The sequence below is a fragment of the Nonomuraea sp. NBC_00507 genome (genome assembly GCF_036013525.1).
Lineage (GTDB): Bacteria > Actinomycetota > Actinomycetes > Streptosporangiales > Streptosporangiaceae > Nonomuraea.
The window spans coordinates 10,350,117-10,363,715 of record NZ_CP107853.1; the positions used below are offsets into that span (position 1 = coordinate 10,350,117).

Annotated in this window: 14 protein-coding genes; 8 read left to right on the top strand and 6 right to left on the bottom strand. The window is 71.3% G+C overall.

Annotated features, from left to right (window positions below; genetic code table 11):
- Positions 1–68: 68 nt before the first annotated feature.
- The 7 genes from OHA25_RS49650 to OHA25_RS49680 are packed head-to-tail and all read left to right on the top strand — an operon-like array spanning position 69 to position 6,620.
- Positions 69–1,448 (top strand): MinD/ParA family ATP-binding protein, encoded by a 1,380-nt coding sequence (locus OHA25_RS49650; protein WP_327583824.1) that lies wholly within the window; start codon positions 69–71, stop codon positions 1,446–1,448.
- Positions 1,445–2,353, top strand: coding sequence for an ABC transporter ATP-binding protein (locus tag OHA25_RS49655; protein WP_327583825.1), 909 nt, complete (start codon positions 1,445–1,447; stop codon positions 2,351–2,353). The genes OHA25_RS49650 and OHA25_RS49655 overlap by 4 nt, the downstream gene beginning before the upstream one ends.
- Positions 2,350–3,138 carry an ABC transporter permease gene (locus OHA25_RS49660; RefSeq protein ID WP_327583826.1) on the top strand — a complete coding sequence of 263 codons (789 nt, stop codon included), beginning with the start codon at positions 2,350–2,352 and terminating at the stop codon, positions 3,136–3,138. Before OHA25_RS49655 ends, OHA25_RS49660 begins: the two co-directional genes overlap by 4 nt.
- 20 nt (positions 3,139–3,158) lie before the next feature.
- The gene (locus OHA25_RS49665) at positions 3,159–3,683 is read left to right on the top strand and encodes a hypothetical protein (RefSeq protein WP_305916019.1); all 525 of its coding nucleotides are present in this window, start codon (positions 3,159–3,161) and stop codon (positions 3,681–3,683) included.
- A complete protein-coding gene (locus OHA25_RS49670) occupies positions 3,644–4,774 on the top strand; it encodes an efflux RND transporter periplasmic adaptor subunit (RefSeq protein WP_327583827.1) in 1,131 nt (376 codons plus the stop codon). The genes OHA25_RS49665 and OHA25_RS49670 overlap by 40 nt, the downstream gene beginning before the upstream one ends.
- On the top strand, positions 4,771–5,430 hold the full coding sequence (locus OHA25_RS49675; protein ID WP_305916017.1) for an ABC transporter ATP-binding protein: 660 nt from the start codon (positions 4,771–4,773) through the stop codon (positions 5,428–5,430). The genes OHA25_RS49670 and OHA25_RS49675 overlap by 4 nt, the downstream gene beginning before the upstream one ends.
- Entirely contained in the window at positions 5,427–6,620 is a 1,194-nt protein-coding gene (locus OHA25_RS49680; protein WP_327583828.1) for an ABC transporter permease, read from the top strand. Before OHA25_RS49675 ends, OHA25_RS49680 begins: the two co-directional genes overlap by 4 nt.
- Before the next feature lies 1 nt (position 6,621).
- Here the strand turns inward: OHA25_RS49680 and OHA25_RS49685 are convergent, their stop codons facing one another.
- The 3 genes from OHA25_RS49685 to OHA25_RS49695 form a co-directional block, all read right to left on the bottom strand.
- Positions 6,622–7,584, bottom strand: coding sequence for a DivIVA domain-containing protein (locus OHA25_RS49685; RefSeq protein WP_327583829.1), 963 nt, complete (start codon positions 7,582–7,584; stop codon positions 6,622–6,624).
- A gap of 3 nt (positions 7,585–7,587) precedes the next feature.
- Positions 7,588–8,715 (bottom strand): globin domain-containing protein, encoded by a 1,128-nt coding sequence (locus tag OHA25_RS49690; RefSeq protein WP_327583830.1) that lies wholly within the window; start codon positions 8,713–8,715, stop codon positions 7,588–7,590.
- Between the two features lie 157 nt (positions 8,716–8,872).
- Positions 8,873–10,273: a PhoX family protein gene (locus OHA25_RS49695; RefSeq protein ID WP_327583831.1), complete on the bottom strand. Its 1,401-nt coding sequence runs from the start codon at positions 10,271–10,273 to the stop codon at positions 8,873–8,875.
- 168 nt (positions 10,274–10,441) lie between these two features.
- Here OHA25_RS49695 and OHA25_RS49700 point away from each other — a divergent pair, with 168 nt between their 5' ends.
- Positions 10,442–11,071 carry a class I SAM-dependent methyltransferase gene (locus OHA25_RS49700; protein WP_327583832.1) on the top strand — a complete coding sequence of 210 codons (630 nt, stop codon included), beginning with the start codon at positions 10,442–10,444 and terminating at the stop codon, positions 11,069–11,071.
- Positions 11,072–11,077: 6 nt separating this feature from the next.
- On the opposite strand, the gene OHA25_RS49705 is transcribed toward OHA25_RS49700, so the two are convergent.
- From OHA25_RS49705 to OHA25_RS49715, 3 genes are read right to left on the bottom strand one after another with little or no spacing between them, the layout of a single operon-like run.
- Entirely contained in the window at positions 11,078–11,713 is a 636-nt protein-coding gene (locus OHA25_RS49705; protein ID WP_327583833.1) for a LysE family translocator, read from the bottom strand.
- 45 nt (positions 11,714–11,758) lie between these two features.
- Positions 11,759–13,009: a ferritin-like domain-containing protein gene (locus tag OHA25_RS49710; protein WP_327583834.1), complete on the bottom strand. Its 1,251-nt coding sequence runs from the start codon at positions 13,007–13,009 to the stop codon at positions 11,759–11,761.
- A 38-nt stretch (positions 13,010–13,047) separates the two neighbouring features.
- A complete protein-coding gene (locus OHA25_RS49715) occupies positions 13,048–13,599 on the bottom strand; it encodes an AraC family transcriptional regulator (protein WP_327583835.1) in 552 nt (183 codons plus the stop codon).

The window sequence follows — 13,599 nt, forward strand, 5'->3', positions numbered from 1 at the left end:
CTGATGACGTGATGCGTGAATCCGCTGCCCATGAAAATGGCTTCGATCCCAGCGCGACGACGCAGTGGGTGAAGCGCAAAGCGTCGTCCGGGGCGCTCGATCCCGACCGTGAACGGGCACTCCGCTTCCCTCCGCCCAACCGCCCGCCCGACGACCTCTCGGCCGCTCCCACCTCCCCGCAGTCCAACCAGCGGCCCCACCCACCGTCGGGAAACGGCACACCCATCACAGCCCTGCCGCACGCCTGGCCACCCGCCCCATCGGACCCAGAGGCGCCCACCTGGCCACCCGCCCCATCGGCCCCGGAGCCGCACGCCTGGACACCTGCCGCATCGGAGCCGGGCCCGCACGCTTGGACACCTGCCCCATCGGAGCCGGGGCCGCACGCCTGGACACCTGCCGCATCTGAGCCGGAGCCGCCCGCCTGGCCGGCCGCGGAGCCGAGCCCGCGGACACCGGCCGGCCCGGCGCAGGACGCGTCCGTCTGGGGCGGCCCGCCGGAGCCCGACGAGACCACCTCGGAGAGCCTGCGGCCCGACCGTCTGCTGCGCAACCGCAGGCGCCCGCCGACCGCAGGCTGGCGGCGGCTGGTGTACACGATCAGCGGCGGCCTCATCCACCCACGGCCCTCCAAGCAGGAACGCCATCGCCAGGAGCTGATCGAGCGCATCAGGCGGCCGGTGGCCAAGGGCCACTACAGGGTGGCGGTGATGAGCCTGAAGGGCGGAGTCGGCAAGACGACCACGACCATCGCGCTCGGCTCCACGCTGGCCGCCCAGCGCGGCGACCGGGTCATCGCCGTGGACGCCAACCCCGACAGGGGCACGCTGTCGGACAAGCTCAGGCTGGAGTCCCCTTCGACGGTCAGGCACCTGCTCAACGACCGGGCGGGCATCAAGCGCTACGCCGACGTCCGCTCGTACACGTCCCAGGCGCCGTCGCGCCTGGAGGTGCTGGCCTCCGACCGGGACCCGGCGATCTCGGAGGCGTTCGACGCGGAGGACTACGCGGCCGTCGCCGAGCTGCTCGACCAGTTCTACTCCATAGCGATCACCGACTGCGGCACCGGCATGCTGCATTCGGCGATGAGCGCGATCCTCACCATGGCCGACCAGATCGTGCTGGTCAGCCCCGTCACGGTGGACGGCGCGCGGTCGGCCTCCGCGACGCTCGACTGGCTGCAGGCCCACGGTCACCGGCCGCTGGCCGCCGAGGCCGTGGTGGTGCTGTCGGCGGTCAAGAAGACGCGCAAGAGCTCGGTGGACGTCGAGGAGCTGAAGCAGCACTTCGCCAAGCGCTGCCGGGCAGTGGTCGGCGTGCCGTTCGACCCGCACCTGGAGGAGGGCTACGAGGTGGACCTGGATCTGCTGCGGCCGGCCACCAGGGACACCTACTTGGAGCTGGCCTCCGTCATCGCGGACGGGTTCTCCAAGCGGGATCGCACATGAGCGCTCTGCTGCGGGTCGAAGCGCTGGAGGCGACGCGCGCCGGCGTCAAGGCACTGGACGGGGTGTCGTTCACGGTACGGCCCGGAGAGGTGGTCTGCGTGGTCGGCCCCGCGGGCAGCGGGAAGACGACGCTCGTGGAATGCCTGGCAGGCGAGCGTGAGCCGGATGCCGGCCAGATCGAGTACACCGGCCGCCGTGACGGCCTGGCCGCGGTCCTGCAGGACGACTGCCCTCCGGGCAGGGCGAAGGTGGGCGAGGTGATCGCGCTGTTCGCCGGCCTGTACGGCACGCGCGGGCTGTCTTCCCACATGATCGAGCTGCTCGCCTTGGGCCCGCTGCTGACCAGGCGGTTCGCCTCGCTTACTGACAGCGAGCGGCGGCGCGCCCAGCTCGCCCTGGCCCTGGCGGGCAACCCCGAGCTGGTGGTGCTGGACGAGCCGACCGCCGGCCTGCGCGACGGCGGCGGCCGGCGGGTGGAGCGAGTGATCGACGAGATGCGGACCGGGTACGGCGCGGCCTGCCTCACCATGGACGACCTGGCCCAGGCCGAACGGCTGGCCGACCGGGTCGTGCTGCTGCGCCGCGGCACCGTGCTGGCGCAGGCGGAGCCTCAGCGGCTGGTGCGGCTGCTCGGCGCCGACTGGGCGCTGCGCGTGCCGCCGCACGTGCCGGTGGGCGAGCCGCCCGACGTGCGCGTGCTCCGCTGCGCCGCCTCGACCTACCTGTACGGCGGGCGCGAGGCGCTGGAGCGGGCGGGCAGGGACCTCCCTGGCGCGTCCGGGCCGATCAGGCGGACCTCCCTGCGCGACGCCTACCTGGTGTTGTCCGCCGAGCCGGTGTCCGCGGACCCGCCTGCGCTCACCGGCCGCCTGGTGGGTCCGCGCGAGCTTGGGGTGAGCTCATGAGGCGGTCGTTGTGGGCGCTGGTGCGCGGCGAGGCGGCGGTGCTGGCCAGGACGCCGTGGGCGTTGCTCACGGCGGTGGCCTTGCCGTTCGCCGTATGGCTGCTGGTGATGCTGTTCATCGGCTCGTCGTTCCCCGGGATGGAGTTCGGCGCCATGCCGGGGGTGCGGGTGGTGGACCGCATGGTGGCCGAGCTGGCGGTGACCGTGGCGGTCTTCGCGGGGATCGTGGTGGTCACGCTGCACGTGGCGCGGGCGCGGGCCTGTGGGATGGCGCGGTGGCTGCGCCGTACGCCGATGCGCGACGGCTCGTACTTCGCGGCGCAGGTGATCGTGGCGGGCGGCCTGGTGGTGGTGTCGGTCGCGGTGTTCGCGGCGGTGATGGCGGCGATCTACGGGGCGCCGGCGGGATGGCGCCCGCTGTCGTTCGCGGGGACGCTGGTCGTGGTGTGCTACTGCGCCTTCAGCGTCGGGCTGTTGCTGGGCGGGCTGCGGATGCCGCAGTCGGCCGCCCGGGTGGCGGCACCGATGATCTTCGTGGTGCTGTTCGTCACCAGCGGCATGGGGGTGCCGCGTGAGGGGTGGCGGCAGGTCGCGCCGTGGCTGTACGAGATCACCACGGTGAACCCGCTGGCGCAACTGGCCGACTTCGTCTTCGACGCCGCCTACCTGGGGAAACCGTCGGCCACGTGGCCGGCGGTCGCGGCGCTGACCGTCGCGGCGCTGGTGGTGAACGCGGGCACCCGGCGGGCCTTCGACTGGAGCGGGCGGCTGGAACCGAGCACGTGACGACTGGGGGTACGGGGGACATGCGCAAGCTGCTGTGCGTCGTGGCGGGGGCCGCGACGCTGACACTCGGCTGTGCCGAGCGCGACGCCAGGCATCCGATCGCGATCGCGATCGCGGGCAAGTCGCCGGGGGCCGCGGCCACACCGGCGGCGGCGTCCAGCGCGGTGGCCAAGCCGAAGCAGGGTGCCACGCTCAGCCCGGCCGACGCGCAGGCCCAGTTCACCCAGTGCGTGCGGAAGAACGGGATCGACATGCCGGACTTCGACTCCGCTGAGGCGAGGACCTGGCGGTACACCGGTGACCAGGCCACCCTGCAGAAGGCGATCAAGGCGTGCGAGGAGTACGCCAAGCAGATCCCCAACCCCTACGACGACCCGAAGGTACGCGACCAGCTCGTCAAGTTCGCCCGGTGCATGCGCGACCAGGGCATCGACATGCCGGACCCGCCGCAGCAGAACTGGAGCCTCGACCCCAACGCTCCGGCTTTCCAGAAGGCCATGGCCGCGTGCCGGCAGCACATGCCGAGCTTCGGCGGCTCCCAGTGAACGGGCCGCTCAAGGGCGTGTTCGTGGCCGTGGCGACGGTCGCCGCCGGCGCGGCGGTGACGGCGGGCGGGGTGTTCGCCGCGGCGGCGCTCTTCGACGACGGCCCGCGCGCCACGGCGGCCGCCCCGCCCAGCCGGCCACCCGTCACCGCCACAGGGGAGATCGTCAAGGGTGACCTGGTGGACAAGGAGACCGTGGACGGCAAGCTCACCTACGGCACGGGCCGGACCATCAAGGCGGGCACGGCGGGCACGGTGACGAGCCTCCCCGCGGAGGGCAAGGTGGTCGAGCGCGGCGAGCCGCTCTACCGCGTCGACCGCAAGCCGCTGATTCTCCTGTACGGCGACCTGCCCGCGTACCGGACGCTGGCCGAAGGGGTCAAGAAGGGCCCTGACGTCAGGCAGCTCGAGCGGAACCTGAAGGAGCTCGGCTTCGCCAAAGGCGTCACGGTGGACACCCGCTTCACCGAGGCGACGGCGCGTGCCGTACGGAGATGGCAGAAGCACAACGGGCTGGAGCGAACCGGCAGAACGGGCGCGCAGGAGATCGTCTTCCTGCGGGGACCCGCCCGGATCGGTGAGACGGACGTGGAGGTCGGCGACCGGGTGGCACCGCAGCGGCCGGTCCTGCGCGTGACCTCGACGGACCGGCTCGTCCGCGTCGAGCTCGACGCCGACGACCAGGATCTGGCCAAGGTCGGCGAGAAGGTCGCGGTCAAGCTGGCCGAGGGCAAGAGCGTCAAGGGATCGGTCTCGAAGGTGGCCAAAGTGGCCAAGCTCGTCAAACAATCGGGGAACGACGAGGGCCGGGCCGTGATCGAGGTGGAGATCGAGGTCCCGGCCAAGAACGCGGGCGTGCTGGACGAGGCCCCCGTGACGGTCGAGCTCCGGCGGCTGCGCGCGGAGAACGTCCTGAGCGTGCCGGTCGAGGCGCTGCTCGCGCTGCCCAGCGGCTACGGCGTGGAGGTGGTGGGCCAGGGCGGGAGCCTCACGCGGGTGCCGGTGACGACTGGGGTGTTCGGCGACGGCCGCGTGGAGGTACGCGGCTCCGGGCTCGCCGCGGGTATGAAGGTCGCGGTGTCGGGCCGATGAGGGTCCTGGAGATCCGCCGGGTGAGCAAGAGTTACGGCAACGTGCGCGCGCTGCGCGAGGTGGATCTGACCGTCCACGCGGGCGAGATGGTGGCCATCGTCGGCCCGTCGGGGTCGGGCAAGTCCACGCTGCTGCAGATCGCGGGCACGCTGGACCGGCCCACCTCGGGCACGGTGCGGGTGGCCGGGCACGACGTCAACGCGCTGTCGGACAACGAGCTGTCGGCGCTGCGCGCCCGCTACATCGGTTTCGTCTTCCAGCAGTTCCATCTGGCCCCGGAACTCTCGGCGCTGGACAACGTCGCCGACGGGCTGCTCTACTCCGGCCTGCCGCGGCGGCGCAGACGTGAGCGGGCAAGAACGGCGCTGCAGCGCGTGAGGCTGGCCGACCGGCTGGAGCACCGGCCGCATCAGCTGTCCGGCGGGCAGATGCAGCGGGTGGCCGTGGCCAGGGCCGTCGCGGGTCAGCCACCGCTGCTGCTGGCCGACGAGCCGACCGGCAACCTGGACACCGAGGCGAGCGCCGAGGTGCTGTCGGTCTTCCGCGCGCTGAACGCGGCCGGCGTCACCATCGTGCTGATCACGCACGACGTGGACGTGGCGGCGGCCTGCCCGCGCCGGGTCTGGGTCCGCGACGGCCGGGTCACCTCGTCATGACCAGGCTCCAGCCGGTCCGGCTGCGCCCCGCCGACATGGCCAGGCTGGGGGTGTCCGGGCTGCGCGCCAGGCCGTTGCGCGCCCTGCTCGCGGCGCTGGGCATCGCGGTCGGCATCGCCACCATGGTGACGGTCGTCGGGATCTCGGCCTCCAGCCAGGAGCGGCTGCTGCGCCAGCTCGACGCGCTCGGCACGAACCTGCTGCGGGTCGAGCGCGGGGACAACCTCTTCGACGACGAGCCGGTCGATCTGCCGACGACGGCCGCCTCCGCCGTACGCAGGATCGACGGGGTGCAGAAGTCGAGCCAGACCGGCGAGACCGAGGCGACCGTGCGCCGCAACGACCTCATTCCCCCGTCGGTCTCGCTCGGCATCACCGTGCGTGCCACCAGCCTCGATCTGCTCGACACGCTGGACGGACGGGTACGCGCGGGCGCCTGGCTCAATCCGGCCACCGAACGGCACCCGGTCGTGGTGCTGGGCGCGGTCGCGGCGGAACGGCTCGGCCTCACCGCGCCCGACGCCCGGGTCTGGATCGGCAGCCGGTGGTTCAGCGTCGCCGGGATCCTGGACAGGATGCCGCTGGCCGAGGAGATCGAACGCTCGGCGCTGGTGGGCTTCCCTGCGGCCAAGGAGTATCTGGACTTCGACGGCCATCCCACCACCGTCTACGAACGCTCGGCCGACGAGTCGGTGGAAAGCGTGCGGGAGGCGCTGGCCCGCACGGTCAACCCGGAGCGGCCGGACGCGGTCAAGGTGAGCAGGCCGTCGGACGCGCTCAAGGCGAAGGCGGCGGCGGCCGGGGCGTTCACCGGTCTCATGCTCGGGCTGGGCGCGGTGGCGCTGTTCGTGGGCGCGGTCGGGGTGGCCAACACGATGGTGGTGGCGGTGCTGGAGCGGCGCAAGGAGATCGGCCTGCGCAGGTCGCTCGGCGCGACCAGGGGCCAAGTGCGGGCGCAGTTCCTGGTCGAGGCGCTGATCCTTGCGGTGGTGGGCGGGGCGGCCGGAGTGCTCGCCGGAACACTGGCCACGCTGGTCTACGCAGCGGCCAACGCGCTGCCCGCGGTGGTGCCGATGTGGGCGCTGGGCGGGGCGGCGGGCACGACGGTGGCGACCGGCGCGCTGGCGGGGCTCTATCCGGCGATCAGAGCCTCCCGCGTACCCCCCACGGTCGCGCTCTCGACCCAATGACTCAGTCCGGCCGGCCCGGGGCCTCGTCCAGCGGAGTCTCCCGCGGGTCGGCGTCGTCGGCCTGCTCCCACTCGTCGAGGTTGGCGAGGAGTTGCTGGACGTGGTCGCGCAGAGCGCCGCGGTAGTGCCGGGCGGCAGCGCGCAGCTGGGTCGCCTCCTGCTCCCACGCCTCGCCTCCCGCGCCGCTCGCGACCGCCTTGGCCAGCAGCTCCGTCCTGCGCCTGCGCGCGTCCTCGATCAGCTCGCGGCTGTACTGCCGCGCTTCCTGCATGTACTGGTCGGCCGCCTGCTGGGCCTGGGACAGGATGCTCGCGGCGTAGACGTGCGCCTCGTGCACCCGGCTCACCACGGCCTGCGCGGGCGCGTCGGAGAGCCCGGCCGGCTCGGCCTGCGCGGGCGCATGACCGTTGTCGCTCCTGACCAGTTCGGGAGTGGGCTTCCTGCCGCGGATCGGCTCGGGGGCGGACCCGGTGCCGCTGATCGGCGTAGGAGCCTGGGTGCCCGTCGGCGTAGGAGCCTGGGTGCCCGCGATGTACTCGCGCAGCCGCCCGACCTCGGCGGCCAGCGCGTTCTTCTCCTGCAGCAGCAGCGTCAGCTCCTCCTCGATCCGGTCGAGGAGGCCGTTGACCTGCTGTTCGTCCAGCCCGCGCTTGCCGAACGGCGCCCTGCGGAAGGTGACCGACCGCAGCCGGGCGGGAGTGAGCCAATCGGCCGAGCGCGTGTCCTCCGCCGCCGGGCCGGCCGGGCGGGGCTCGTCCCACTGCGGCTCTTCCCACGACCCGCCGGTTTCGGGAGGTCCGCCCGGCTCCTGCCACCAGCCGCCGGGTTGCCTGCCCGGTGTCTCCCGCGGCTCGCCGTTGGGCTCTCCTGCCTCGCCGGGGTCCTGCCACGGCAGGAGGTCGTCATCCCCGCCCTGGCCGGAGAACTGGGCATGAAACTGCTCCACTGAGGGCTGATTCGTCATGATCTAAAACCTCTGTAGCGGGTCCACCGCGCTCGCGAAGTGCTCGAGATGGATTCGGTTATCGGTGAAGCCGTTCCCGCGCAGGATGCCCACCACGTCGTCGACCATGGCGGGCGGTCCGCACACGTACGCCTCGTACCCTTCCCACCGTCCGTAGCGGCCGACGACCTCGCCGACCGTGCCCGACGGCGCCATGTCGGCGTCGCACACGTCGGACAGCGCGGGGGTGACGGTGAGCCAGGAGTGCCTGGACGCCCAGGACCGCAGCACGGCCAGGTCGTAGAGTCCCTCCGGCTCGCGCGCGCCGCAGAAGAGGCTCACCCACGGCGGCACGGGCAGTCGCGTCACGTGCTCCAGAATGGCCTTTATCGGCGCAAGGCCGGTGCCGCCCGCGATGAGCAGCAGATTGCGGCCGGTGACCGGATTCAGGGTGAGCGTGCCGACGGGTGCGCCGACTTTTATCGTGTCGCCTTCCTGAATCTCGGTGACGAGCGCCCGGCTGACCGCGCCGCCGGCTTTCACATGGAGGTCGATGGTGTTGTCCTGGCGCGGCAGATTAGCCATCGAGTAATAGCGCCAGGTATTCGGCCAGCGGGCCATTTCGACCGGCGCGGACTGACCGGGAACGTAGGGATAGGGCCGGTCGAGCATGAGACGCAGCACCGCGATGTCGACGGCGCGCCGTTCGTGGCTGACGACCTCCGCGGTCCAGAAAGGTGGACGGGTCGCCGCGTCCTGCCCGGCGCCCTCGATCATGCCCTGGGTGATCTCGCCGAGGAACGCCTGCCATTCCCTTTCCAGCTCCGCGTCCCACATGGGTCCCGAGAAGCGCCGCATGGCGGCCACGAAGCTGACGCTCCACTGCGCGTAGTGCTCGGGCTCGGCGCCGTACTTCCGGTGGCTGCGGCCCAGCCGGTGCAGATAGGGGGTGATCTCGGGGAGGTCTCCCGCGTGCTCCACCGCATGACCGAGCGCCGTCATGAGCCTCGCCCGCTGGTTCGACATCGTGAGCGGGAACAGCTGCCGAAGCTCGGGAGCACGAAGAAACAGATCGGAGAATAAATACAGCGGTACTGCGTCCCCGTATTTCGCTACCAGCTCGAAGTTATCTTTGATTCGCCGAAAGCCCAAAACGAGCCCCCCGGTCGAGCGAACAACAGCGCTATTGGATTACCCTAACCAGGCCCGTCTGAAATGTCCACAGTCAGGGCTCCAGGTCGCACAGAAATAGCGATGCCGGTCGTGCCCGGCGAGCGGGGCTCGCCGGGCACGACCGGCACAGGGGGTCCTACAGGGAGCCGTTCTCCCACGGGCCGGTGATGGCGAAGGTGATGCCGGGCGACTGGATGTTGGCGAACAACCACCCGCCGTCCCTGCTGTCGAACACCGACCCGCACCACTCCGAACCGGTGTAGGTGCCGGGCGCCACGGACTTGCCGGGCACGCCACCGGCCGGGATGACGACCGCGTTCTCCGCGAAGGGGAAGATCTCCCCCTCGGTGGTGAGCCCGTGCAGGTACTCCACGCCGGACCCGTCCTCGCACAACACGATGCCGCCGCGCGGGCTGACGCAGATGTTGTCGGGGTTGTTCAGCACGGCCGCGTTCGGCGAGGCGAACAGCACCCGCATGGTGTTGCCGGCGAGGTCGTACTCGAACACCTGGCCCTGCCCGGCGGGGCCGCCGCTGGTGCTGACGATGTAGATCTTGCCGTCGTGGTACCAGGCGCCCTCGAGCCGGCGGAACGAGGCGCCGCCCTTGGCGATGCCCTGCTGCACGACGCTGGTCTCGTTCGCGCCGGGGTCGGGGTTGTCGATGGCGACCCAGCCGATCTCGGGGTAGCTGACGCCGGTCCCGTCCTGGTAGGTGGTGTACGCCGAGGCGCCGATCGTCATCATCTCCAGCACGCCGCCCTGCGCCAGGTCGCCCTTGACCTTCGGGCGGAAGCGGTAGAAGCCGCTGGGGGTGGCGTCCTCGGTCTCGTACACCCAGCCGGTCTTCGGGTCCACGGCCACGGCCTCGTGTGAGAAGCGGCCCATCTCCTTGTACGGCTTGGCGTCGCTGACCTTGTCATGCGGCACCTCGAAGATGTAGCCGTGCCGGTAGTCGCCGTTGATCTCCGTGGTCTCCTCGCACGACAGCCAGCTGCCCCACGGGGTCGGCCCACCGGCGCAGTTGCGGATGGTTCCGCCCAGGCTCGCCCAGCTCTCCACGAACTCGCCCTTGCGCGTGTCGAAGATCAGCGACGTGGTACCGCCGCGGGCGGCCGGGTTGTACGCGGGCTCGACGAAGGCGCCGGTGTAGCCGCTCAGCTCGTGGTTGCGTACGAGAACCGTCCAGTGACCCTTGCCCGCGCCGCCGGCGCCGCCCGCCGCTGTCCTGTCCTTGAGCGCGTCGCTGGGCGTGAACGCGGCCATGCCGTCGTGCGCGCCGGGCGTGGGACGGCCGTCGGTCATCCGGTCGCCGGTCCAGCCGTAGGTCACGTACTCGAACCCGCGGGGCAGCTTGAGCAGCTCCAGGCCGGTGGTGTGGTCCTTGACCGGGGACAGGGGCCCGTAGTCGGGGCTGAAGGCCCGCTTCACCATGGTGGAGGCGTCCGCGGTGCGCGCGGACAGCGCCGCCAGCGGCCCGCCCGCCATCACACCGAGCAATCCGGTCCGCAGGAATCCCCGCCGGTCGAAGTCGGTCATCGTCGTGCTCCTTGCTCATCACGAGGGTGGCCCTGGTGTGGACACCTCGCGAGTCACCCTCCTGCCTCCCGATGTCGGCACGGCGAAACGGGAATGTCCCGCGCCTTAACGCGACCTGGGAACCTCGGACGGGACCGGCACGTGGTAGGAACGCATGGGGAGGAGTCGATGATGAGGTCCAAGGCTCGCGAGGAGCGCCTGCGCCGATACTGGAACAAGCATGCCCCCTCCTACGACCGGCAGATGGCGTTCTTCGACCGCAGGTTCTTCGGCGACACCCGCTCGTGGATCTGCGGGCAGGCCAGGGGCGACACGCTCGAGGTCGCCATCGGCACGGGTCTGAACCTCCCGTTCTATCCCGAAGGCGTCCGGCTGACCGGCATCGAGTGGAGCCCGGCCATGCTGGACATCGCCCGGCGCCGGGCGGCCGGCCTCGGCCTGCACCCCGACCTGCGCGAAGGGGACGCCCAGGCGCTCGATTTCCCTGATGACACCTTCGACACCGTGGTGTGCACGTTCTCCCTCTGCGGGATCCCCGACGACCGGCAGGCGATCAGTGAGATGGCACGCGTGCTCCGGCCCGGCGGGCTGCTCCTGCTCGCCGATCACGTCGCCGCGTCACCCTGGCCCGTTCGTCTGGTGCAACGCCTGCTCGAAGTGGTGACCGTGCCCATGGGCGGCGAACACTTCCTGCGCCGCCCCATTGACCTGCTTCCCGGCCACGGATTCACCATTGAGCGTCACGACCGTTTCAAGGTGGGCATCGTCGAACGCCTGGCCGCCCGCAAACCGGCGTGACCGGGGTCAGCGCTCGACGGCCAGCCGTACCCCCAGCCCGATGAAGATGCCTCCGGTGGCGATGTCGACCTTGCGGCGGGCGGCCTGCCGGCGGCGGAGCCAGCCGCCGATCCGCCCCGCCAGCACGCCCACCGTGCCGTCCACCACGAACTCCAGCGCGATGAGGATGGTGCCGAGGATCGCGAACTGCAGCCAGACCTGGCCGAGCTCCGGGTTGATGAACTGCGGGAGGAAGGCGATCGTGAAGGTGACCATCTTCGGGTTGAGCAGGTTCGTCAGCACGCCGCTGGTGAACGCCCGGCGGCCCGACAGCGCCCCCTTGCCCTCCACGGTGATCTCGCTGTCGACCCCCTTACGGTTCCGCAACATCTGCACGCCGAGGTAGATCAAGTACGCGGCTCCGACCATGCGTACCACGGTGAAGGCCACCGGGACCGCCTCGAAGAGCGCCGCGAGCCCGACCGCCGCCACGGCGACGTGAACCGCCTCGCTCGTGGCCACCCCGGCGGTGGCGAGCAGGCCGGCCCGCGCGCCGCCGCGCATCCCGCAGCCCAGCACGAACAGCATGTCCGGCCCCGGAGTGATCATGGCGACGATTGTGGTCATGGTGAACAACACAAGAAGGTGCGCGTCGATAGGCATGAGGGCATCGTCGCAGATTCCCCCAGGCTGACGGGTGGGAGCCGATCAGGTTGCGCGGCGAGCGGCCTCGATCGAGTCGGCCACCGCCGCGGCCCGTTGTGCGCACGCGGCGATCACCGGTTCGCCGGAGGCGTGCGCGGCGCATCTGCCGGCGATCTCCTGCAGCCGCTCGGCCAGCACCGTCCAGGCGGCCTCGCGCCAGGGGACCACGTTGTCCATCAGGTAGTACATCTCGAAGGCCGGCCCCGCGGTGCGTCCCGGATGGGCGGGGCCGACGGGCCGCCGGGTGAGCTCGGTGCCGAGCGGCCGCAGCACGCCCGCCATCATCGTGATCGCCGCGTTCACCAGCGCGTCGAGCTCTTCCTCGCTCTCGTCCGTGTGGGTGAAGAAGCGCGTGAGCAACCACAGGATGGCCTCGTACGCGAGGTTGCACAGCTCGGCCAGCGCCAGCGTGCCGGGATCGCCGATCAACGGCTGCGGCGCCTGCACGTCGAAGGGCTGGCGGGTGAACGCGCCGAGCGCGGGATGGGCAGGCTCGAAGTCCGGATCGGCGGCCCGCAGCGTGGTGTATTCCTCCCAGATCTTCAGGAAGCGGCCGTAGTGCGCCTCCTGCCAGTCCCCCTGGGCGCCCTCACCCTGCTCGATGATCTCGTCGAGGGCGGCGCACGCCGACTTCAGGTCGGTCACCGCCACCATCTCGGGCCAGTGGAACAGCTCCGGCGTGGCTTGCGCCTTGGGCGAGCCGCAGAACACCTGTGCCTCGCCGACCCGGGCGGCCAGTGCGGTCAAGCCGTCTCTGATGCCGCGGTAGAGATGGCCGACCGTGGCGAACTCCTGCGCCCGAGGGAAGATCTCGCCGGACACGACGGGCTCGGGCGGCGGGTCGCAGGAGATGAAACCGGCGGCGTCCTCCCGCTGCATGCCCTCGGGCCTTTCGAGGAAGAGGAAGTGCGTCAGGGCCGCCTCGCCGAAAGGCAGCAGCCGCATCTGAATCGACGGCGGAAAGGGGCCGCAGGACTGCGGGAAATTGGGCCGGCCGAACGTCGGCGCGGCGCCGATGGCCGACATCAGATTGGCGACCAGGGCGAGGTGGAGCATCTCCTGTACGGCGATGCCGTGCAGTTCCTGGCGCCAGCGATCGACCGCGGCCTGCTGCTCGCCGGTGAGCCCCTCGGCCTTGAGGCTGAACTCGGCGAACAGGTACTGGCACATGATCATGTGTTCGAGCTGGGAGGCCTGGGCGAGCAGGTACCACACGTGCTCGCGGTGCTCGATGACGATCGGAGGCTCAGACATGAATTACACAGTTACACATGAACCCGCACCCGTCACCGTTACGCCACAGCTGACGGAGTGAGGCGGCGATAGGCGCCCGGCTCGCGGAGCAACCGGCCCGCGCTGGTCATGCGCCACCAGGTCAGGTACGCCATCGGCGGCTCTCCGATCAGCGTGGTGAAGCGCTGCGCGAACACCGATCGGGACAGGCCGCTGCGTGCCGCCAGCTCCGGCACGATCCCGTCGCCGCCGGGACGGGCCCGGGCGAGCTCGGCGGCGAGGAGGTCGACGAGGCGGCCGAGCTCGTCGTGCGCGGGCAGGCGCACCAGCCGGGGCAGCTCGCGCATCAGGGGGTGCGGCCGGGTGCGGTCGAGCTGGTACGCGCCGCAGAGCATGATCGTCTGTGCTCCGGGGCCGTCGACGTGGACGCGACCGATCGGCGAGGAGGGGTCGGGCCGTTCGGGGGCGAAGTCCGTCAGCGGGGCGTCCGGGGCATCGGCCAGGGCGTGCGCGCTGCCCTCGCGGAGGAAGACCACGTCGCCGGGGCCGAGCGTGAGCGGTCCGCATCGCGCCGAGCGCGTCGGAAAGCAACAGACGAAGGGAGAAGGCAC